General features: G+C 43.8%; 16 protein-coding genes. 9 read left to right on the top strand and 7 right to left on the bottom strand.

From position 1 onward, the window contains the following. Positions 1–86: 86 nt before the first annotated feature. Positions 87–3,845: an ATP-binding protein gene (locus tag ACYX4N_RS13160; RefSeq protein WP_476054329.1), complete on the bottom strand. Its 3,759-nt coding sequence runs from the start codon at positions 3,843–3,845 to the stop codon at positions 87–89. A 232-nt stretch (positions 3,846–4,077) separates the two neighbouring features. Between ACYX4N_RS13160 and sbcB the strand changes: the two genes are divergently transcribed. Both sbcB and ACYX4N_RS13170 read left to right on the top strand, forming a co-directional pair. Continuing rightward, positions 4,078–5,508, top strand: a complete 1,431-nt coding sequence (sbcB, locus tag ACYX4N_RS13165; protein ID WP_476054330.1) for an exodeoxyribonuclease I — start codon at positions 4,078–4,080, stop codon at positions 5,506–5,508. 125 nt (positions 5,509–5,633) lie between these two features. Continuing rightward, positions 5,634–7,289, top strand: a complete 1,656-nt coding sequence (locus ACYX4N_RS13170; RefSeq protein WP_474855986.1) for a FapA family protein — start codon at positions 5,634–5,636, stop codon at positions 7,287–7,289. Positions 7,290–7,368: 79 nt separating this feature from the next. On the opposite strand, the gene ACYX4N_RS13175 is transcribed toward ACYX4N_RS13170, so the two are convergent. From ACYX4N_RS13175 to ACYX4N_RS13190, 4 genes are all read right to left on the bottom strand, one after another. Further along, positions 7,369–8,802 carry a diguanylate cyclase gene (locus tag ACYX4N_RS13175; RefSeq protein ID WP_476054331.1) on the bottom strand — a complete coding sequence of 478 codons (1,434 nt, stop codon included), beginning with the start codon at positions 8,800–8,802 and terminating at the stop codon, positions 7,369–7,371. A gap of 103 nt (positions 8,803–8,905) precedes the next feature. After that, positions 8,906–10,141, bottom strand: a complete 1,236-nt coding sequence (gene kynU / locus ACYX4N_RS13180) for a kynureninase (protein WP_476054332.1) — start codon at positions 10,139–10,141, stop codon at positions 8,906–8,908. Further along, positions 10,131–11,291 carry an alpha/beta hydrolase family protein gene (locus ACYX4N_RS13185; RefSeq protein ID WP_476054333.1) on the bottom strand — a complete coding sequence of 387 codons (1,161 nt, stop codon included), beginning with the start codon at positions 11,289–11,291 and terminating at the stop codon, positions 10,131–10,133. Before ACYX4N_RS13185 ends, kynU begins: the two co-directional genes overlap by 11 nt. 93 nt (positions 11,292–11,384) lie before the next feature. Then, on the bottom strand, positions 11,385–12,560 hold the full coding sequence (locus ACYX4N_RS13190; protein ID WP_476054334.1) for a thiolase family protein: 1,176 nt from the start codon (positions 12,558–12,560) through the stop codon (positions 11,385–11,387). Between the two features lie 353 nt (positions 12,561–12,913). On the opposite strand from ACYX4N_RS13190, the gene ACYX4N_RS13195 reads away from it, so the two are divergent. From ACYX4N_RS13195 to ACYX4N_RS13225, 7 genes are all read left to right on the top strand, one after another. Continuing rightward, a complete protein-coding gene (locus ACYX4N_RS13195; RefSeq protein ID WP_179983106.1) occupies positions 12,914–13,321 on the top strand; it encodes a MerR family transcriptional regulator in 408 nt (135 codons plus the stop codon). Next, on the top strand, positions 13,318–14,487 hold the full coding sequence (locus tag ACYX4N_RS13200) for an isovaleryl-CoA dehydrogenase (RefSeq protein WP_474807344.1): 1,170 nt from the start codon (positions 13,318–13,320) through the stop codon (positions 14,485–14,487). Before ACYX4N_RS13195 ends, ACYX4N_RS13200 begins: the two co-directional genes overlap by 4 nt. A 253-nt stretch (positions 14,488–14,740) precedes the next feature. Further along, positions 14,741–16,348, top strand: coding sequence for a carboxyl transferase domain-containing protein (locus tag ACYX4N_RS13205; RefSeq protein ID WP_476054335.1), 1,608 nt, complete (start codon positions 14,741–14,743; stop codon positions 16,346–16,348). 11 nt (positions 16,349–16,359) lie between these two features. Next, positions 16,360–17,160 (top strand): enoyl-CoA hydratase/isomerase family protein, encoded by an 801-nt coding sequence (locus tag ACYX4N_RS13210; RefSeq protein ID WP_474855970.1) that lies wholly within the window; start codon positions 16,360–16,362, stop codon positions 17,158–17,160. Next, positions 17,150–19,156: an acetyl/propionyl/methylcrotonyl-CoA carboxylase subunit alpha gene (locus ACYX4N_RS13215; RefSeq protein WP_476054336.1), complete on the top strand. Its 2,007-nt coding sequence runs from the start codon at positions 17,150–17,152 to the stop codon at positions 19,154–19,156. Before ACYX4N_RS13210 ends, ACYX4N_RS13215 begins: the two co-directional genes overlap by 11 nt. Then, positions 19,104–20,057, top strand: a complete 954-nt coding sequence (locus ACYX4N_RS13220; RefSeq protein WP_476054337.1) for a hydroxymethylglutaryl-CoA lyase — start codon at positions 19,104–19,106, stop codon at positions 20,055–20,057. Before ACYX4N_RS13215 ends, ACYX4N_RS13220 begins: the two co-directional genes overlap by 53 nt. Positions 20,058–20,335: 278 nt before the next feature. After that, positions 20,336–21,349, top strand: coding sequence for a transposase (locus ACYX4N_RS13225; protein ID WP_476054338.1), 1,014 nt, complete (start codon positions 20,336–20,338; stop codon positions 21,347–21,349). On the opposite strand, the gene ACYX4N_RS13230 is transcribed toward ACYX4N_RS13225, so the two are convergent. After that, positions 21,318–22,472, bottom strand: a complete 1,155-nt coding sequence (locus tag ACYX4N_RS13230) for an MFS transporter (RefSeq protein ID WP_476054339.1) — start codon at positions 22,470–22,472, stop codon at positions 21,318–21,320. The genes ACYX4N_RS13225 and ACYX4N_RS13230 overlap by 32 nt on opposite strands. A 75-nt stretch (positions 22,473–22,547) precedes the next feature. Beyond that, positions 22,548–22,991: an SRPBCC family protein gene (locus tag ACYX4N_RS13235; RefSeq protein ID WP_476054340.1), complete on the bottom strand. Its 444-nt coding sequence runs from the start codon at positions 22,989–22,991 to the stop codon at positions 22,548–22,550. Positions 22,992–23,014 lie beyond the last annotated feature (23 nt).

Raw genomic sequence — 23,014 nt, forward strand, 5'->3', positions numbered from 1 at the left:
TTCCGTGGCAGATGAAACCAACACAAACGAGCGATGTGATTATCGTATTTATAGCGAATTAAGATGACACACTAAAAGATGATAATCTAGGCTACTTCAAGAAGTTCTAAAAAGGTATTAAGATCGTCGCCGATAGATGGAAGCAACGCCTTTACTTTCTCCCAATCAGCTACTTTTGATAACTCCCAAAGTGATTCAAAATCTTTTCTCAGCTGCACGGCACCAATATCAGCAGACATTCCTTTGAGTTTAAGCGACAGAATTTGTATTTGTGAAAAGTCTTGATTCTCTACAGCCCTTTCTAAAAGTTTAAATTTTTCAGGTGCGCTTTGAGAATAGAGCTCACAAACCCGAGAGAATAAAGCTTTATCACCCATAATTCGTGCTATAGCATCCTCTTTTTCCCAACAGTCATTGCTTATTTTATTCGTTTGCTCGTTAGAAATAATTTCAGGCTTACCTAATGCGTCGGTAGGCTTAGAACGAACAGGAGTATTAGAGCTTTCCTGTGAATCTGTTATTTCATTCATAGACTCAGTACTGTGCGCTAAATCTCTATCAATAGCGCCAAGCAGGCTGTCTACTAAGGGGGGCAACGACGCACTATTACTTGTTTTATCAGCGGGTTCTGAATAAGAAGTTTTGGTGCGCTCAGCGCTTTGTGAATCAATATCTGAATTTTCAAGCTCGGTGCCAGCCACCTTGGTAACTTGATTTACTAGCCACTGCCTGACTTTTGGGATAAGTACATCTGCAATAACCGGTTTAGTGGCAAAGTCGTCCATCCCTGCTCCTAAGCACTTTTCCTTCTCGCCCAGCATAGCGTTTGCTGTCATCGCTATAATGGGGACATCGGCATGCATTGCTCCAGCTTTTCCCTCTCGAATAGCACGAGTCGCCTCGTAACCATTCATTTTAGGCATTTGGCAATCCATTAAAACACTGTGAATACGACGCCCTTTTTCATCGCATTTACGCAGAAAAGCAACGACTTCTTCACCGTCAGCGCAGGTGTATAATTTACAAGGTAAACACTCTAGTACGCCCTTAGCCACTTCCCTATTTATCATATTGTCATCAACGATAAGTAAGCGAGTATTTTCAATTGAAATGTGTGATTTAATTTGGTCTTCAGCCCAATTTTCGGCTTCTGGTGCACGACTAAGGCTGTCTTCAGTGGTGACTTTTTTAATCAAACCACCATACTTAACAACATCTAACCCTTGCTTTACCGTTATAAACGTAGAGCGGAAAAGGGGTTTAGGTAGGTACAAAGGCGTCAAATGCTTAAACGCATAGGGTGCCCCCTCTAGCTTTTGAAGAATATAAACCACGGGCATTTTGCTAGCCTTTCCGCCCTTTTCACTTCGCTCCCATTCTCTGTCTATTTCACCAATTAAAGCGCTGGATTCATCAAGTAAAAGTACATTGTAATCTTGCCACTGAATAGCACTAGCGGGCCCATCTAAGACTTCAGAAGTAGCGCCTACATTCTCAGCAAGTTTACATATGTGCGCTTGCAGCGGTAAATAAGCAGATGAAACGCCAACTTTAACGTTACTAAGAAGTGACTTTTCGTCTTGTTCAATTTTGTCAGAACTTGCTTCATTGTCCGATGTAGTATCGGGAAGTGAAATGTAAAACGAAAACTTACTCCCCGCTCCTAACTCCGACTCAAAGGTAATATCCCCACCTAATAATTGGCATAACTGCTTGCAAATAGATAGTCCTAGCCCTGTACCGCCGTATTGTGTCGCCACTGTGGCATCGGCCTGGGTGAACGCAGAAAAAAGCTTGGGCTGATTGTCTTTTGCTATACCGACACCTGTATCTTCAACACTGAAATGTAACTGCAGAACGTCAGACACCGATTCGCTTAAAAACAGAGTAAGTTTAACGTGCCCTGTTTTGGTAAACTTAATCGCATTGTTAAGTAGGTTGCTCAATACTTGGTTAATTCTGTGGGGATCTGAGTTAATTTCTATCCTGGGTACTTCCGAGGTATCCACCAGTAACTCTAGTCCTTTGCTTGCCGCTTTAATAGCGAACACTTTAGCAATAGACTCGATAAGAGAGAGTATTTCGAAATTTTGCTGGTTAATATCCAGTTTACCCGCTTCTATTTTTGAAAGATCTAGTACATCATTTATAAGCACGTTTAAGTTGTTACAGCTGATTTCCATCATGGAGACCAGTTGCTCTGCCTTCTCGTTAAGCGGTTGGCGTTTTAATAAAGCTAAAGAGCCCACTACCCCGTTGAGGGGCGTGCGCATTTCATGACTGATATTAGAAATGAATGAACTCTTCACCTTACTTGCTTTACGCGCTTCTTGTGTTGCCTCAACCAACTCTTTTGTTCTACTTACCACTTTCTCTTCAAGTTTTAAGTTGACTCGCTCAATGGCATCTTTCGCTTTTTGTTCATCCGTAATGTCTCTAATTACTACAGCTACGCCAGAAAACTGTGAATGCTCTCCCCATATCGTTGAGGTAGTTATCAATAGTGAACGCGCATTTTTATCATCATCGACATAAGGCGTGGTGAAAGTAACTTGCTTGCCACCTCTAACAAGCTCGTCCTCTAACCCTGATAAGGATAGTGGTTCGAAAGATGAATAATGCTGATTGAGGATTATCTGGGAGGGGATCCCAAAAAGGGACTCCGCAGCTTTGTTCCAACTTTTGACAATACCCGTAGAATCCACACTAAAAATGGCATCTTTTGAAATATCCACAATAGCAGCTGATTCACCACGCACTTTGGCTAGCTCAATATTCTTTTTATTACTGCGATAAACAAAAAGCAGAATGCTTACAAAGATGATAGAGATGACACCAATCACGCTGTAAACGCTCAGCCGCTTTTCATTTATCAGCGCACTCACTTGAGATTGCGGTAGTAAAATGTGCAAGTAAAAGCCTGAGCCCTGACCTTTCGCTCCTAGTGTGAACGCCCTTGAAACAGCGTAATGTACGCTCTGGCTTTCATTTTTGGAGGTAATCTTTCCGCGCCCGTTGAATTGAGATACTGAGAATTCGCTTTGCCACGTTACAGACGGGTTTAAGTCTTTAGAAAAGGATTTTTGGCTATCGGGATGTACTACAAAATAGCCATCACGGTCAGTGACATAGAGCGACTGGTTGCTCGTTAAGGATTGGGTCATTTGAGAAAGCATGTACTGCGCGTTAACGTTCATAATTAACATTCCGTAACGCTCGCCACTTTCACTAAAGATTGGTAAGGAAAGCCGAATGACGCTTTTGTAGGGGTATTCTAATTTTCCATATTCCCGATTCAAGTTGATATCGGAAATGTAAAATTGTCCTTTATTACTTTTAGCGCTTTCAATGAAATAATTGCGTGTTGCTTTCGTCTGTAAATCAGTATTGCTGGCGATTAAAACACTCCCGCCCTCGCGCTCGACCCTTAAGAACTCGTTCCCTTCTTCGTCTACCTTAATGACCCTTAACTGATCGATTTCTGTGTTATTTTCGATAAAAGCGACAAATATAGTTTCTAAGCGATGCTTCCACTGTTCAAGCGTAGTGCCATCTTTAGGGTCTAACTTATTGTTCTGCGTAGCTCTAACTATTCCGCTTATCGGCGGCGTTTGGTGCAAAAAATTAAGGGCGTTGAGATGTTTGACTAGCTGTGTTTCGGCGACATTTTCCACGCTTAATGCGCTTTTCTCTAAGGCCTCAAACGCCTGACTCTCCGCCGTCGCTTTTATACTGCTTTCAAACAAACTAACAACTAACACAATCAGTAAGGTAGCAAGCACAGTAGCCAATATAAAGGTACTTTTAGCTTCGTTAAACGCTGGTTTAGATGGAAGGACTGACAAGCCAATAATTTCCGTATAACTTGTAATAACCTAAAACTAGTCAGAGATGGTTTGTTTCGCAAGTTTACAGTCTAAAATTTTTATATAAAAACAAACGATAAAACCGTAAGTTACAACGTCACTCTAGCCTTTCGAATGTCTGAATTATTGGGTATAAAACCAACAGCATTTGGTATTAAAATTATCGCGGTGTACACTGCGTACAAGGTTTTACTAATAAGCAATGGTGGTTATGCACGCACCTACATTTTTGTGGCACGATTTTGAAACATTTGGCACCAGCCCACAAAAAGATCTCCCCTGCCAATTTGCCGCGGTCAGAACAGATATGGATTTAAATGTTGTTGGAAAACCCATCAACATTATGAGCGCCATTGCTAATGATTATCTGCCTCACCCAGAGGCATGCTTGGTTACCGGCATTACGCCACAGCAAACCATAAGAGATGGGTCAAACGAGGCAGATTTTGCAGCGCGAATTTACCAAGAGATGTCTACCCCAAACACCTGTAGTGTAGGATTTAATAGTATTCGCTTTGACGATGAAGTGTCGCGCTATTTGTTTTACCGTAATTTTTACGACCCCTATTCACGGGAGTGGCGAAACGGGAACAGTCGCTGGGATATTATTGATGTAGCAAGAGCGTGTTATGCGCTTAGACCGGAAGGAATCAATTGGCCAGAACGAGAAGATGGTACGCCTAGCTTCAAATTAGAATCGCTCACTGCAGCTAATAACATTGGTCACGAAAATGCACACGATGCGCTTAGCGATGTCTACGCAACCATTGCTTTGGCAAAGCTTATTAAAGAAAAGCAGCCTCGTTTATTTGAGTATGCATTGTCGCTTCGCAATAAACATACGGTTATGCAGCAAATTGACCTAAGCAAACCTTCGGTACTTTTGCATATATCTTCTAAATTGCCTGCCTCTCAGGGGTGTTGCACATGGGTAATGCCAATTGCTAAACATCCAACCAATTCAAATGCGTTTATAGCGATAGATTTATCCCATGATATAGACAGCGTGGTAAACGACTCAGCCGAAGAAATAAGACAGGCGCTTTACGCGCCAGCGGATACGTATTCAGATACAAAAGAACGACCTGGTCTTAAACTTATCCACATTAATCGCTCCCCTTTTATTACCACAGCCAAAGCAATGACTGAGGAAAACGCCGCTAGGTTAGGTCTTGATCGCGAACGTTGCCTAGACAATTACAAAACACTCGCAAGCACTAACGAACTCGCGGCTAAACTTGTGGGCGTATATGATGAAGAACGTGAAAGTACAGAGCATGACGTAGACCATGCCTTGTATAGCGGTGGTTTCTTAAATGACGAAGATAGACGTTGGTGTGAGCGTGTTATTGATGCAGCCCCTGACGACCTTGCCACCTTGGCCGATGAAACACAGCATGAAAGATTGCGCAAACAACTGTTTCGTTATCGTGCGCGCAACTACCCTAATACACTTACCGCTGATGAGATGACGAAATGGCAGTATCACCGTCAGGCTCGACTAACAGACTCCGCATTTGGCGGCTCGATTACACTAGAAAATTACATGATGCGGCTTGAAGCGTTAGCTCACGAGCACAGCGACAACCCCGACAAGCAGGCCATACTGCGCGCCCTGTATCAGTATGCTAAAAACCTTTGACGGAGGTTTTATAACATCATAAATTAATGATAGTTGAACTAAGGCGGTAAAGGATAAAACGTAGTCAAGGAATTGATGACCTCCGCCGATAATAACAATACACGCGCGTAAGGGAATAAGTAGTCATGAATGGCGTTACAATAAGCTTCGACAAATCAAGAACCTATATAAACATTATGCTCAATCCTTCTGAATTTACATCAGAGGTGGATATTCGTGATGTTAGACAGCAGTTGGAAAGTGGCGAAACCAAGCGTCTGTATGTGTCAGAAAAAGCGTTAAAATCAGCCTGTGAAACGGCCAACCATTACTTTAAAACAGGTGATGGTACTGTGGTTCAAGAACGCATTGGCGAACGCAAAAACGCCGAAGTTGAATTTCGGGTACCTGAAGACGGCATGATTGCGAATTTGGTCCTCACTACCCCCTATGGCGGTAAACTCCCATCCCTTGCGACCGTAAAATCATTAGCGGTCAAAAATAGAGTGATTCGAGGCGTTAGCACTAAAAAAATAGACGCCATGCTAAAAGCCGCAAGAAATGCGGCGCCTGGCACTGTATTAGAGGAAACCATAGCTAAAGGGCTTCCTGCCCGAAATGGAAAAAACTCCAAATTTATTCCCCTTGTTCCGAACGCACTTGAACGAATACTAAGACCGCAAACGAACGAAGGTGAACGCGTTGACATGCGCAACTTAGGCGAAGTGATATGCGTGAAAATAAACACGCCTGTTCTGCGCCGTACTCCACCTACAAAAGGTCGTTCTGGCTTTGACGTGAAAGGAAACACAATCTCTGCCGCCCCTGGTGAATGGGTGGACTTTAAAATGGGTACAGGGACGGTGGTGTCTGATAGCGACGCAAACCTATTAATGTCATCCATTTCAGGGATGCCTAAATACCGTGACCAAATTATGAATATAGATGATACCTTTATTTGTAATGGCGTTAACGTTGGGTCAGGGCATGTAAATTATGAAGGTGCTGTATTAGTCAACGGCGATGTTACCGAGAAAATGCAAATTAAGGCGGCCGGAGACGTTACTATTAACGGTTTCGTAGAGTCGGCTTACATTGAGTCGGGCGGCGACATCATTATCACTGAAGGTGCAATGGGCAAGGTAAACGATAAGCAAGGTGACTACCAGTGCAAACTCGTTGCCGCAGGAAGTATTCACGTACAGCATGGCCAAGGCATCGATATCCAGTGCGCTGGGAATATAACTGTCGGTAGACAGCTTGCATACAGTCGTCTGCGCTGCGGTGGAGCTGTGATTGTAGGGCAAATTGATAAGCCAATGGGCAATTTGTTTGCTTGTGACATAATCAGCCAAGATAGAGTTGAAGCAGGAACGCTCGGCGCTGTTTCTGGAAGTACGTTAAAAGTTGACTTCAGCCCTGGTTTTAATCAGCTGCTAGAGCGCAAAGATTCTCTTGATGAGTTATTAAGGCAGATTCGCGAAAATAACCTAAAGCACAAAGAAAAAATCGACCTTATTCAGGGTAAAAAGATTCCTAAAGAGCTGCAGCGCAAGGCAGCGGAAGCGCTTGAGCTTTTCAACAACGAAAGCGCGCTTCTTGAATGGTTAGAGAATAAAGCTAACGACGTTAAAGCCGCAAAAGAAAACTATCAAACAGATATAAAGCTTATTGCAAATAAAAGGCTCTATCCGGGTGTATCTGCTAAATTAAATAATCGAAACTGGCGTTCTGAGAGAGAATACGATCGCGCTCAAATCCACTACGACTCACACCAGTGGCATTATGAACCAATTATTTAGATGATGTTTAGGCTAGCGAAGCTCGGTTTTTCAGGCTTCGCACATCTGCCTTTCTATTTAGCGGCAGGATAATCCAATTTTACTGAGCAATGGTCACATTGCCGTAGCCTTGCCGCTTAGACTGATAAAGTGCCTTTATAGTGCGTTCAAGCCAATCTGGGAACTCTTCTGAGTCTCGCAATTCGGCCATACCAATTGCAGTTTTATATTTGTCACTTAGAAGATAGTGGGTATCCATGCACTCTAACAGCCTATCTGCAAGCGTTTTTGCTGAGTCTAACTGGGTCTGTGGACAAAGTACGACGAACTGCTCCCCAGTGAACCTTGAAACAACATCAACCTCTCGTACAGTATTAAGGCAGTTTTGAGCTGCGGTCTTTAACATCTCTTCTCGAATAGAAGGGTCGTGAGAAAATAGCTCTTCATCAACAGGCGTTAAATCGATAGCGATTAATGTAGCGGTAGTATGAAATTGATGAAAGCGCGATATCTCTTCTTCCGCCCGCTGTATCATGTGATTACGATTATATAGACCGGTGATCGTATCGTGAGCCGAAAGAAAACCTAATGTTTTGTTTTTCTCTAACAACGTGGCTTGAAGCGCACTTATTTCTTCATTTTTTTGTTGAATTATGCGCTTGTAGCCACCCACATGGCGGTTTCTCGAAATTAGCCACAACAAGCCCAATAATACAATCGCTGAACTTAATATCATCGCTGTATAGTTGCGGCTGTAACGTATTTGCACGTTGTTCCATTGCTTATAGATTTCTACTTTCTTTGTCTCTGGAATTCGCTCTATTGCGACATTAAGTTTATCGATTAAATGACCGAACGACTTATTAACGCCAAATGCGAGAGAGTCAAAGGGTTCAGCGTAACCAACAATGTGTAAATCTTCGAGTTCAAGGTTATTAATGTGCATATTCACACTCATTAGTGAACCTACCATTACGTCAAATTCACCATTTGCGAGTTGCTTAAGGCCCTCTTCCTCGGACGGGATGAGTTTTAGACGCAATCCAGGGTAATGACGTGAAATATATTCGACTTGGCGGTAACCCTGCACAATACCTACTGTACGATTTCCAATCCCTGAATAGCCCTGCAGCATGGGCATCCCTGTTCGAGCAACCAATACATTTGGCGCCTCAAAATACGGCACACTAAAGTCTAAAAACTGCTTGCGATAATCAGAGGTGTTCATCATGGGGATGACTTGGCATTTGCCTTGTTGAACAAACTCTAGGCTTTCCTGCCAGCTCTGTGTAGAAACAAGCTTAAACTTAAGCTCGCTGAGTTCAGCAATAAGCTGCATGTACTGGGCTGAAATACCTACGTGGATGCCATTTCTTATCGCTTCATAAGGCGCCCAGTTAGGGTCGATACAATAGGTTACTTCAATTGAATTTTGAGATGCTAATGGTTGCTCCGGTGCAGCTTGCAAAAACGCGCTAAAAGCGGCTCCTACAAACAACACTGTGCAAAGCAGGCCTTTTCTTATTTTTCTCAACTGCACACCCAAAAGAATAGTTACATCAATAACAAGTCAACCGCGAAGTATTAAGGTTAAATGCAAAAAATGCAATAAATTCGACTATTTAGTCACTATTTAGCTAGGTAACACTCTGCTGTTGCTTAAATTCTTCCCGATCATAGCGCTTTTCACTCATGATAGCAGCCAATGCTATTACCGCTTTTTCAATATCAGCAAAACTTAAATACAGTGGCGCAAAGCCAACACGAAGTATATTTGGTGCACGAAAATCGGCGATGACGCCTTCTGCTATCCACGCTTGGCAGATAGCATAAGCATCATCGTGAGCAAGCGCAATTTGGCTACCTCTGTTATCAAGCGACGGGCTAACCACCTTAAGCTCATCCAATAAGCCCGCTCTTTTAGCTTCTGCGATAAAAAAAGCTTGGAGCTTTTTAGATTTTTCATCAATGGCTTTAATTGAAACGTCTTCGAACACGTCAAGGGCAGCATCTAGAATGCTCATGCCAATAATGCCTGGCGTACCGCACAAGTTTTGTTTTATTGAGGTATCAGGGGTGTAGTCGGGAGAAAATGAAAATGGCGAGCTATGGCCCATCCAACCTGATAAAGGCTGTTTATAAGCGTCTTGATGTCGTCGGGCAACATAAATAAATGCAGGAGCACCTGGGCCGCCATTTAAATATTTATAGGTACAACCCACGGCGAAATCTACATTGCACTCATCTAGGGCTACGGGAAACGCGCCCGCACTGTGTGCCAAGTCCCACAGCGTAAGTATTCCTTTATTATGCGCCTGCTCAGTAATACTCTTAATATCAAGCTTTAAACCACTTCTGAAGTTTACTTGGGTCAGCATTAGCACAGCGATATCTTCGTCAAGTAGGGCACCAACACTGTTTTCATCTACGTACCGAATACTGTATTCACTGCCGAGTAAATCGAGCAAACCTTGAACCATATAAATATCGGTGGGGAAATTGTTTCTTGTTGTGGCGATGACTTTTCTTTCAGGGTGCATTTTTAAGGCAGCACTAAGCACCTTAAACAAATTGATTGATATCGAGTCGCAGCATATTACTTGGCCTTGCTTTGCGCCGATAATGGTACCAATTTTATCTCCCACCTGCTGTGGTAATGAAATCCAGTGATGCTTGTTCCAGCTTGTGATAAGGCCCTCACCCCACTGATTTTTTACTACCTCACTGGCGCGCTCTTCCGCTTTCTTGGGTAAGGGGCCAAGAGAGTTACCGTCAAGATAGATAGTATTGTTTGGCAACGAGAATTCGCCAGCCTTGCTAAAAAGCGGATCTTTTTTATCAAGTTGCTCAGCAGAAAAAACCTTATTCATCATGTTGACTCATAACCTCAAGTAAAGCATCAAAGGACGTAGATTCTGGATGTAGCCAGTCGAAATGACCACCGTTTGTTATTATTCTATTTTTTGCGCCGGGCATTGTAGCGTGGTGTTCGGGTACAATACTATCTTCGTTGCCTTGCATTAGTATTACCGAGGGCTTGATTTTAGCTGCGACTGGCGTAGCCATTTGGTATTCACGTTCGTTTTCAGCTGGCATGCCACCCATAAACTGTGGCGTGGCTGTCTGACAGCTATTTTCACCAAGGGCATAACTTTGCACATTCGTTATAGCGGCAAGGCCCATTACTTGTTTAATGCCTGTACCTACATCGCTACTCGATAGTTGCTGTGCGGCAAGTAAGCCAAGGTGCCCGCCTGCAGAGTGCCCTACCAAATATATGTTGCCACTATCGCCTGTAGCTTCAATATTCTCGATAGATGCTTTCACAGCACTTGTTACATCTTCCAAACTACCGGGCCAACCACCGCCTTCATCGCCTACGCGGCGATACTCCATTGCATAGACACCCATCCCAAGCTCTGCCAAGGCATGATAAAACCCTTTAGCATGGTCGTACCCGTATGCTTTGAGCCAACACCCACCATGAACGAAGATAACGGCGTACCCAGCAAACTCATTTTCATCACCACCGCGGCCATGCCATACATACACAGTCTGAAGTGGGTCACTCCCATAGCTGAATTGGCTATCATGCTCTGACCTTGGCAAGACACCCAACGCAGAATATGGCACTTGGGTCAGAGCGCGAGGTATTTCATTCGTATGGGCGTTTACATCATTATTTGCATGGGTGTCATCCGAAGTATTTTTCGGGGAAAGATTCTGTACATTATCGTGGGTGTCTTTGTAATTCGGTGTTGTTTGGGTGACACCCAACGTAAACAATAACTCTTGCGGGTCTGCATGAAACTTCGAGTTAGCATGGGTGTCATTCGAAGGCACCCTCGAAGCGGCATTAGATGCTAAATGTCGTTCACTCGCATAGGTGTCATCGTAAGTTACGTTGTTATTTACAACACTAGCCTCATTCGGAAGTGAAGTCGCTTGAGTATTTACGGCCGACAACAGCGTCGCTAATACAACTAATGTAATTAGAGAGATAGCTTTGATAGAAGATTTCATATTGATAGTTTTTATTTCAATTAAATCATAGAGTACCAAGTAAATGGTGGCACTCTATGATTAATTTTTTGACATCTTATCGCCGGTCTTTGTTTAGATCATTTCAACAGCCAATGCTACGCCTTCACCGCCACCAATACATAAGGACGCAATACCTTTTTTCCCGCCACGTTGCTTAAGCGCATGCAGCAGAGTTACCAAAATACGTGCGCCTGATGCACCGATTGGGTGGCCCAATGCACATGCACCACCTTTCACGTTCACTTTACTTTCATCAAGCCCAAGTTTCTTGACTGCCAGCATAGTTACCATTGCAAAAGCTTCATTAATCTCAAACAAATCAACTTCTTCTTTTGTCCAGCCTGCTTTATCCAACACTTTTTCCATTGCCCCTACAGGTGCCACAGTAAAGTTTTCAGGTTCAATAGAATTTGTAGCGTGAGCTACTACACGTGCCAGTGGCGCTAGACCAAGCTCTTTCGCTTTACTCTCACTCATAACAACCAGTGCTGCAGCACCATCGGAGATTGAGCTTGAGTTCGCCGCAGTGACCGTACCATCTTTTTTGAAAGCAGGCCTTAAAGTTGGTATTTTCTCAGGACGTGCTGAACCCGGGCCTTCATCGGTATCGACCACGGTGTCGCCCTTTCTAGACGAAATTGTTACAGGCACTATTTCATCAACGAATGTACCGCTATTTATTGCTTCATGTGCTTTTGAAAGCGAGCTTAGTGCAAATTCATCCATTTCTCCGCGAAATATATTTTCTTCATCGGCCGTATCTTGCGCGAAACATCCCATTGCTTTGCCATCATAAGCATTTTCTAGCCCATCAAGCATCATGTGATCTAGCACTTGACCATGGCCCATACGATAACCCGTTCTTGCTTTAGGCAACATGTAGGGTGCATTACTCATGCTTTCCATTCCACCCGCTACAACTGCTGTCGCACTGCCTGCTTTGATTAAGTCATGCGCCATCATTACCGATTTTAAGCCCGAGCCACATACTTTATTAATGGTTGTTACTCCTGCGCTTAACGGAAGCCCCGCCCCCAGTGAAGCTTGTCGTGCAGGTGATTGACCAAGGCCAGCGGGTAATACACACCCCATAATGACTTCATCAATTACAGAGACATCCATCGCTTTACAGGCTGCTTTAATCGCAACTTCTCCTAATTTGGTCGCAGCAAGCGAAGACAAATTACCGTTAAAACCACCCATTGGTGTGCGCTTAGCTGCGACAATGACTACTGATTCGTTACTCATAACCGTGCCCTTAAAGTTCATTTAAATTAGATAGTTAAGTGAAGAACGCCACACAGATGTATACAAAAGTAAACACCCCCTAACAGCTACAACGTCTTGCCTTCACCATGAAAAATTGACGTTAGCAAAATGTTACTTTACCTTAACGTAAAATGTAATTAACGTTAACGTAAACCTGTACCAAGTGTGTGTCAACCAAACACTACGTTTTAATACAGCGGTATAGAAAATACGCTGCTTTATAACAATAGTGCGATTGCGAAGACACCCAACTTAATACAGAGAAATTAATTACAAAGACACCCACGCTAAGAAAAAGGGTGTTAAACAGCGCTAAAAACAAGGTACGTGTAATGAGCAAGTACGAAGACGAAACAACATATGCAATAGGTGAACTCGCGCGAGAGTTTGACATTACTCCTCGTTCAATTCGTTTTTATGAAGAGCAAGGGCTAATGTCGCCGTCCAGAACTGGGCAGAATCGTGTTTATTTAAACAAAGACAGAGTGCGCTTAAAGCTTATCTTGCGCGGAAAACGTTTAGGTTTTTCCCTTGCTGAAGTCAAAACACTGTTCGACATGTACGACACTAACCCCAACTCGGCCATTCAGCTAGAGGCCATGCTTGAAATGACTGAGCAAAAAAGAGCAGTGCTTAAACAACAATTAGAAGATATTCAGATGCTAATGACAGAACTGGATGATGTTGAAGCACGCTGCCGTGAAGAACTCGCAGAATTAAAACGAGGAAATATCGCATGAACACCTCCTACCCTACTTTGAATTTTGGACTTGGTGAAGACATCGAGATGTTACGTGACCAGGTCTACCAATTTGCACAAAATGAGATTGCACCTCTGGCTGAGCAAGCAGACGCAGATAACCAATTCCCAAATCAACTGTGGACTAAGCTTGGTGATATGGGTTTATTGGGTGTAACTGTTTCAGAGCAGTACGGTGGTTCTGACATGGGCTATCTCGCCCACACTATTGCTATGGAAGAGGTTAGCCGCGCTTCAGGTGGTATCGGATTGAGCTACGGCGCACACTCAAACCTATGCGTTAATCAAATTTTCAAAAACGGTAACGACGCTCAGCGTGAAAAGTACTTGCCTAAGCTAGTAAGCGGTGAACACATCGGCGCGTTAGCAATGAGTGAGCCTAACGCAGGTTCTGACGTTGTTAGCATGAAATTAAAAGCTGAAAAGCGCGGCGACAAGTACATTCTCAACGGTAACAAAATGTGGATCACAAACGGTCCTGATGCACATACTTTTGTTATTTATGCAAAAACCAACCCTGAAGCCGGCCCTAAAGGTATTACAGCATTTATCGTGGAGCGTGACTTTCCGGGCTTTAGTCGCGCACAGAAACTCGACAAACTTGGTATGCGCTCGTCTAACACTTGCGAGTTAGTGTTCGAAGATTGCGAAGTACCAGCCGAAAATATTCTTGGCAAAGAAGGCGAAGGCGTTCGTGTACTAATGAGCGGCTTAGATTACGAGCGTCTTGTTTTATCCGGCGGCCCACTCGGCATTATGCAATCGTGCATGGATATAGTTGTTCCTTATATTCACGACCGCCAGCAGTTTGGTCAATCAATTGGTCAATTCCAACTGGTACAGGGCAAAGTCGCTGATATGTATACACAAATGAATGCGGCTCGAGCCTATGTATACACCGTTGCACAGTCATGCGATCGCGGTGAGACAACGCGCAAAGATGCGGCTGGCGCGATTCTATACTCAGCAGAACTCGCCACAAAAATGGCATTAGATGCCATTCAGCTGCTTGGCGGTAACGGTTATATCAACGAATACCCGACGGGGCGCCTATTACGTGATGCCAAGCTATACGAAATTGGCGCGGGAACGTCTGAAATCCGCCGTATGCTAATAGGCCGCGAGCTATTCAACGAATCGAAGTAAATCGGGATTACGGGTGGAAGGCTAATTCTACTGAACAATGAAAGATTAAACGCTCTTTGTTTTATAGAAATTAGCAAGACACCCACCCTAAGATTTATTAGGACATTTACGAAAGCTAAACTTTATTTACAGGCCAATGAATTACAAAGACACCCATCGCAACGAAAATGCTTGGCATGGGTGTCTTGCTAATCGTCATGCTAACTAGTGGCTAAGCGACAACGATCGCCTATGCCCAACACAAGGAGGGGTTATGCCCGTTCTTCGCTCAAGTATAAATACGAAGTCCGAAACATTTATCGCAAACGCCGAGCACATGCAGGCTCAGGTAAATGATCTTGTCGAAAAAATAGAACAAATTTGTCAAGGTGGCGGTGAGAAAGCGGCTGAACGCCACGTGTCACGGGGAAAACTTCTACCTCGTGACCGAATCAATGCACTGATTGACCCAGACACACCTTTTCTAGAAATAGGCCAGTTGGCCGCATGGGAAGTGTATGACGACTATGTGCCTTGTGCAGGCGTTGTTGCGGGAATAGGAATTGTTGCTGGCATCGAGTGCATGATTGTAGCTAATGATGCTACTGTGAAAGGCGGTACTTACTACCCTCTAACCGTTAAAAAGCACCTTAGAGCACAAACAATTGCAGAACAGAATAACTTACCTTGTATTTATCTAGTGGATTCAGGTGGTGCAAACTTACCTCGCCAAGATGATGTATTCCCCGACAGGGATCATTTCGGCCGTATATTCTTCAACCAGGCGAATATGTCTGCAAAGAATATTCCTCAAATTGCAGTCGTTATGGGCTCCTGTACAGCAGGCGGCGCTTATGTTCCTGCCATGGCTGATGAAAGCATTATCGTTAAAGAACAAGCGACTATTTTTCTGGGCGGACCACCACTTGTTAAGGCTGCAACAGGTGAAGTGGTAACTGCAGAAGAGCTCGGGGGCGGTGATGTCCATACTCGTATTTCTGGGGTTGCTGATCATCTTGCCAACAATGACCATCATGCACTTACTCTGGCACGAAATGCTATCTCTAGACTAAACCGAAAGAAACCTGAAACCTTAGACGTTGCTGAGGTGAAACCACCGCGCTACGACACCAGAGAAATTTACGGCATTGTGCCTGCCGATAGTCGCCAGACTTACGATGTAAGAGAAATCATTGCGCGTATTGTGGATGATTCAGATTTTGATGAGTTCAAGCCGCTTTACGGCACAACTTTGGTTTGTGGTTTTGCACGCATTTTCGGCTTTCCTGTAGGCATTGTGGCTAACAACGGCATACTTTTCGGTGAAAGCGCGCTTAAAGGTGCTCATTTTGTCGAACTCTGCGCCATGCGGAAAATCCCCCTCGTTTTTTTGCAAAACATCACCGGCTTTATGGTTGGCAAGCAATACGAGCACGGTGGAATTGCAAAACACGGTGCCAAAATGGTAACCGCGGTAGCGTGCGCTAATGTACCAAAACTCACTGTGCTTATCGGCGGAAGCTTTGGTGCAGGTAACTACGGCATGTGCGGCAGAGCCTATGACCCACGTTTTCTTTTCATGTGGCCAAATGCTCGCATCTCTGTAATGGGCGGTGAGCAAGCGGCTGGCGTTTTAGCTCAAGTAAAACGCGACCAAAAAGAGCGTTCTGGCGAATCTTGGAGCGCAGAAGAAGAGAAAGCATTTAAACAACCTGTTATTGATACCTACGAGAAGCAAGGTCATCCATACTATGCATCTGCAAGGCTTTGGGACGATGGCGTTATTGACCCGGCGGATACGCGATTAGTGCTTGGGCTATCGCTGTCAGCGACCCTCAACAAGCCTATCGAAGACACCCATTTTGGCATATTTAGAATGTAGGAGTTCGGGTTATGGAACAATCAGTTATTTACAGCGTAGATGATAAAAACATTGCCACTGTCACCTTAAACAGGGCCGATAAACACAATGCCTTCAACGATGAAATGATAATCGAGCTGACTCGTTTGTTTAAAAAAGCGGGCGAAGACGAGAACGTACGCGCCCTTATTTTAAGAGCTGAAGGTAAGAGTTTTAGCGCAGGCGCCGATCTTAACTGGATGAAAAAAATGGCCAGTTATACCGAAGCACAAAATGAAAGTGACGCTCTTGCATTAGCAACCATGCTACAGACGCTTTATAAAATGCCAAAGCCCACAATAGCTAGAGTACAAGGCGCAGCTTTCGGAGGCGCAGTAGGTTTAATTGCCTGTTGCGATATTGCTATTGGAAGTAAGCTCAGCAAGTTTTGCTTAAGCGAAGTTAAAATAGGCCTTATTCCAGCGACGATCAGCCCTTACGTTGTTGAGGCAATGGGGGCACGTGTATGCCGACGCTACTTTCAAACCGCTGAAGTGTTTTCTGCGCGTAGAGCACGAAGACTAGGTCTATTGAGCGAATCAGTTACTGAAGATGAGCTAGATAGCACTATCAACGATATTTTATCAAACATATTGAAAAATGGCCCCCAAGCAGTGGCGAAAGCAAAAGGCTTGGTGCAATGGGTGTCTACGCAAGACATTGATGATGCCCTTCTCGCAAAAACGAGCAAACTTATTGCACAAGTTAGGACTTCTGATGAAGGCCAAGAAGGTTTGTCAGCTTTTTTAGAAAAGCGCAGTGCGTCATGGGTGGAGGTACAAAATGATAAATAAATTACTAATTGCAAATCGTGGCGAAATAGCCTGCCGCGTTATAAAGACAGCCAACGCACAAGGTATTAAAACCGTAGCTGTTTATTCAGACGCCGATGAGAATGCACTTCATGTACAAATGGCTGACGAAGCAGTTTATTTAGGGCCATCTCCGTCAAAAGAAAGTTACCTACGTGGTGAACTCATCATTGAGAAATCGAAAGAACTTGGCGTGGATGCTATTCACCCAGGTTACGGCTTTCTGTCTGAAAATGCTGAATTTGCAAATCTGTGCGCAGAAAACAATATTATCTTTGTAGGTCCACCCGCATCTGCAATAGAAGCGATGGGTTCGAAATCTGCCGCGAAGCACATCATGGAAAAAGCAGGCGTTCCATTGGTTCCAGGCTATCATGGCGACGAACAAAGTGAAGCGGTGTTGAAAGGCGCTGCCGATGAGATGGGCTACCCGGTGCTTTTAAAAGCCGCAGCTGGTGGCGGCGGTAAAGGCATGCGCCAAGTGTGGAGCGAGAAAGAGTTTTCTCAGGCTTTAAACGCCGCTAAACGTGAATCTATGGCCAGCTTTGGCGACGACCACATGCTGGTTGAAAAGTACCTTACGCGCCCTCGTCATGTTGAAATACAAGTTTTCTGTGACACCCATGGTAACGGTGTATATCTTTTCGAGCGTGATTGCTCGGTTCAACGCCGTCACCAAAAGATTATTGAAGAAGCTCCTGCTCCCAATATGTCTCAGTCAGTAAGAGAGAAAATGGGTGAAGCAGCGTTACTGGCAGCCAAAGCCATTAACTACGTAGGTGCGGGAACAGTTGAGTTTTTACTTGATGAAGACGATTCATTCTACTTCATGGAAATGAACACACGCTTGCAAGTAGAACATCCAGTGACAGAAATGATCACCCGTGAGGATTTGGTTCACTGGCAATTAACTATTGCTGAAGGCAAACCGCTTCCTAAGCAACAAAAGGAACTCACGCTAACAGGACACGCATTCGAAGCACGGATTTATGCTGAAGATCCGAACAACGAGTTTCTACCTTCCACCGGCACGCTGTGCCTGTTACGCACACCACAAGAAAATTGCGTAGTCCGTGTTGATACTGGCGTTGTCGAAGGAGACGAGGTAAGCGTATTTTACGACCCTATGATTGCCAAACTTGTGGTTTGGGGAGAGAACCGTGAGATAGCCCTCAAGCGCCTAATTAGTGCGCTGGGCGATTACTATATTGACGGTGTAAGCACAAACATCGACTTCCTAAAGCGCGTCGCTACCCATCCTGCATTCGGTGCTGCTGAGTTGACAACTACATTCGTTGAAAAGCATAACGATTCGTTGTTTAACCATGTAGCTAGCGAAGACACCCATTCTAATATCCCAGCAATGGCGTTACTTTCCCTAGTAAGTAGAAAAGTTACCTTGAGTAATCGCACACCTGAAGTATGGTCCACTGCGGGTGCGTGGCGGTCTAATGGAAATCACCAAGAAACTCTAACCTTGCTTTGCGGCCAAGAAGAGGTCGATGTTGAGGTAAAACATCTACTACACGAGAATCAGCCTGTCTGGGAGCTTACGGTAGCTAACGAAAGCTTCGAAGTAAGTGGCAAAATCATAGATAACACGCTGAAAGCGACAATCAATGGATACAAATCAACTTTTTCGTTTTCAGACAATGATGGGGTGTTTACTCTTTTTAACAAAGACACCCATGCTAAGTTTGGTGTAGTTTCGCCCTCGTTAGGTGATGATAACAGTGATGGTGATGATGCCAATTTAAGTGCTCCTATGAATGGAACAATAGTCGCGCATTTAGTTGAGAAAGGTCAGCAGGTTAAGAAAGGTGCTCCAATTTTAGTCATGGAGGCGATGAAGATGGAGCACAGTATTATTGCGCCACACGACGGCTCAGTAGAAGAGTTCTTCTTCAACCCAGGTGAATTAGTGGATGGTGGGGCCACGCTATTGGCGTTTTCTACTGAAGAAGCAACCGAGGTTTAATGTGACGTTTCCTAAAGAAGTAAGTATTGTCGAAGTCGGCCCTAGAGACGGCCTTCAGAATGAAAAACAGACTTTAAGGGTTGAACAAAAGGTAGAGCTTATAAAGCTTCTATCAGAAACTGGCCTAAACCGTATTGAGGCTGGTAGCTTTGTTTCGCCCAAATGGGTGCCTCAAATGGCGAATTCAGGTGAGGTTATTAAAGCGCTAAATTTAAAGGCGAATATCCGTTATTCTGCGTTGACACCCAACTTTATGGGGCTAGAAGCGGCCATAGAATCAGGAGTAAAAGAGGTTGCTGTATTTGGAGCAGCATCTGAGTCGTTTTCACAAAAGAATATCAATTGCTCAATTAGCGAAAGCTTAAAGCGTTTCGAAGCACTGTTTGAACTAGCCAACCACAATAAAATAAAAGTCAGAGGTTATGTCTCGTGTGTAATGGGCTGTCCTTATGAAGGTAAAGTCTTACCTACTGCTGTTACACAGGTCAGTAAGGCGCTGATTGACATGGGGTGTTACGAGGTTTCACTAGGCGATACTATTGGGGTGGGCACTCCAAAAGCAACTAGTTTAATGCTTGATGATGTACTAAAAGAGATCGATGTCAGCAAGGTTGCAGTTCACTTTCACGATACTTATGGGCAGGCATTAGTTAACTTATATACGGCGCTAGGATATGGAGTTTCTACCATAGATTCGGCTGTTGCAGGACTAGGAGGTTGCCCTTATGCCAAAGGGGCCAGCGGTAACGTCGCAACAGAAGATGTCCTGTATATGTTGAATGGCATGGACATTTCCACAGAAGTGGACATGAACAAGCTGCTTGTAGCCTCGTCGTATATTTCTGACTTATTGGGTCGTTCGCCCGTATCAAAATCAGCCAACGCGCTGATGGCCAAATAACCTTTCGTAACTGTGGCGTGCGCACACGACCACAACTAACAAAGACACCCATTATAAGCGTCAAGAGAATTATTGGGATGGGTGTCTTTGTAAACTTCAAGAAAATGGATGCCTCTTCAAACTTTCTTAGAATGGATGTCTCTGTAAGCTTTTGTAAGCTAGCTGTCCCACTGTGATTGATGCGCAATCATGAAAACCGCTCCTCTGTTCAGGTCACAGAGCAGAACCTCAGATGGTAAGGTCTGTTCAAGTAACATGACCTTGCTGGATGGAACAAAGTGGCACAAAGCAGAAAGTCCCTCATCAGTCTTCAAGACACACCTTACTATCACTGTATATCTCGGTGCGTAAGACGCAGCTACCTTTGCGGGTACGATCGACATAATAATGTTAGTTACGAGCATAGGAAATCTTGGGTAGAGAAAAGGCTTCTATTTTTAAGTAAAGTTTTCTCCATAGACATTTGTGCTTATGCTGTCATGAGCAACCACGTTCATGTTGTTTTATGCGTAAACAAAAGCGCAGCTCTTTCCTGGCCGACACAGACTGTTTTACAGCAGTGGCATAAAATGCACAAAGGCACCCTGCTCACTCAAAAATACATGAAGGGCGAATTACTTAGCGATAGTGAATTAGATGCAGTTCAAGCTACAGCTGAAGTTTATAGAAAACGTCTCTTTGATATCAGTTGGTTCATGAGGAATTTAAATGAGTTTATTGCAAGAAAAGCCAACGAAGAGGATAACTGTACAGGTAGATTTTGGGAGGGTCGCTTTCGTTCACAGGCTTTATTAACTGAAAAGGCTCTACTTTCCTGTATGGCTTATGTCGATTTAAACCCAATTCGTGCAAAGACTGCAACAAACATACAGAACTCGTATCACACAAGTATACATAGAAGACTAGCTGCAAACGCATTGAATAACAAACCGGTTAAAGGGCTAATGCCTTTTAAAAATCAAAGAATAAGTAAAAACCACCGCTGCTTAAATTTCACCCTAAATAACTATTGTGAGCTTCTTAATCACTCTATTAAGTTACTCAGCGATAGCAATAAAGAAACCGCTATAAAAGAAAGTGATGACGACATAAAGCTAATCGGCCTCGGCAAAGCTCAATGGCTCAAAGTCATCAATGATTTTGAAAGCGCTTTTTCTTTTGCTGCTGGAGACTCAGCCTCCATGCAGAAATTCAAAGAAAGCACTCATAGAAAGCGAATGGCCAAACAGAGAGCAGCATCGCTCTGCTTCGATCTTAAATCTACTTTTCAGCGGGTAGAATTACAGTCATAACAACTGCGACCAAAAGTACTCCTGTCATTATATATACTACTGAAAATGGTAATACAGGGGTGAGCGCAGCGTAGAGAGCACCAAATGCTAATAAAATTACTCCTATCGCAGTGTTAGAAAAACCGACTAACTCAGTTCGCTCATGGCCATCTTTAACGTCTAAACTATATGTCTTTCTTCCTGTCCGAACACCTGTATGAGCAATTGAGAGTAAAAAGAAAAGGAATGCCGATGTGACAATAGAGGTGGACTGCAAGTAAAGAAGCCCTCCACATGAACACAATGCCAGCAAACCAGATAACCGTAGTGTTAATTTTGCACTTTTATCAGCAAGCCTACCCCAAATAATTGAAGATAAAAGCGCAGCCGCAGCCTCAGCACCTATATAAACTGGAAGCAACTCTTGCGCATCACCATTTTTTTCAATCATGAAATAAGGAGCCACGAGCGCCGAATGCACGAAAAGCCCCCTAACAAAAATAAATTTATAAACAGTAGAGTCAAAGTTAATACTAAAGGTTTTCTCTTCGTCGCTACCGGTGTCCACATTTGTCTTGATGGGCCACACACATACCAAGGTCAAAACAAAGGAAATCAAGCTTCCACTTAAAATTAGCGAAAGTACGTTTGAAGAAAGGCTGCCATCTAATATAACCAGAGGTATTGAAATTACTAATGTAACTACCCCAGAAATAGTAGACGCCAACCCTATCAAATTGCCGCGTTCTCCTTTTGCCGCAACATCTGCTTCCATATCTTTAATAGTTAACGAACACGCTGAACGACCTAAACTTAGAAATATAAGAGAGGTTAGGAGCAAAGCGCCTGCTGTGAAGCTAGAGAAGAACATGACCGAAAATAGCATTCCGAGTACAGCAAATGCCTGTATTGCCATACCAATGCGCCAAACGATATACCGCTGCGCGTGTTTTCGAAGATAAACGCTGATAAGAACCTGGGGAAGAAGCGCACCTGATTCTCTGATAGGAACTAACCATCCCACCATCCAAAGTGGAGCACCAACACTTAGGAGCACTGCCGTCAATGTGGTCTTAGCTGATATTAATAGGTCGGCAAGCTTATTAAGAGAAAGGCCGGCAATAAGGAGATTTTTTTCTTTCATGGACAATGCCACGTACCGTAAACCAATTCACTGCTTACGGCACTTTTATATTTTCAGATCAAAATGTTGCGCATATCAACCGTTGTTTTCAACCAGCACCTTAAGGTTTTCAAGCCCCATTTCGAAATCTGGGCCAATCATACTATCCATCATCAGCGCGAAATATTTATTTACTGGATTATTGTCGACCGAACCTTCATCTCTCCAAGTTACTATAGAACCGTCGACTGTAGATTCTATTTCGACCACACCAGATGAGCCCATGTCAAAATCAGGAAAATATAAACGATAGAGAACGCGTTTGTTGTGCTCTAGTTGCGTGATTTCCATCTCGCCATTCCCTTCCGTTTCACTCATCCATCTCGAACGCATCCCAATAGCCCTATCTGGACCAGAATAATCAAGCTTCATGTTTGGATCGCGTTTAAACCACACTCCCCACTTCTGCCATTCTTTTAAATCAACGACATACGGATATATCTCAGAAGGCTCGGCGTCTATACTAACTTTCCTTTCCACACTATATTCATTTGGAATAAAAA

The sequence above is a fragment of the Alteromonas sp. ABH4_452 genome (assembly GCF_056311825.1).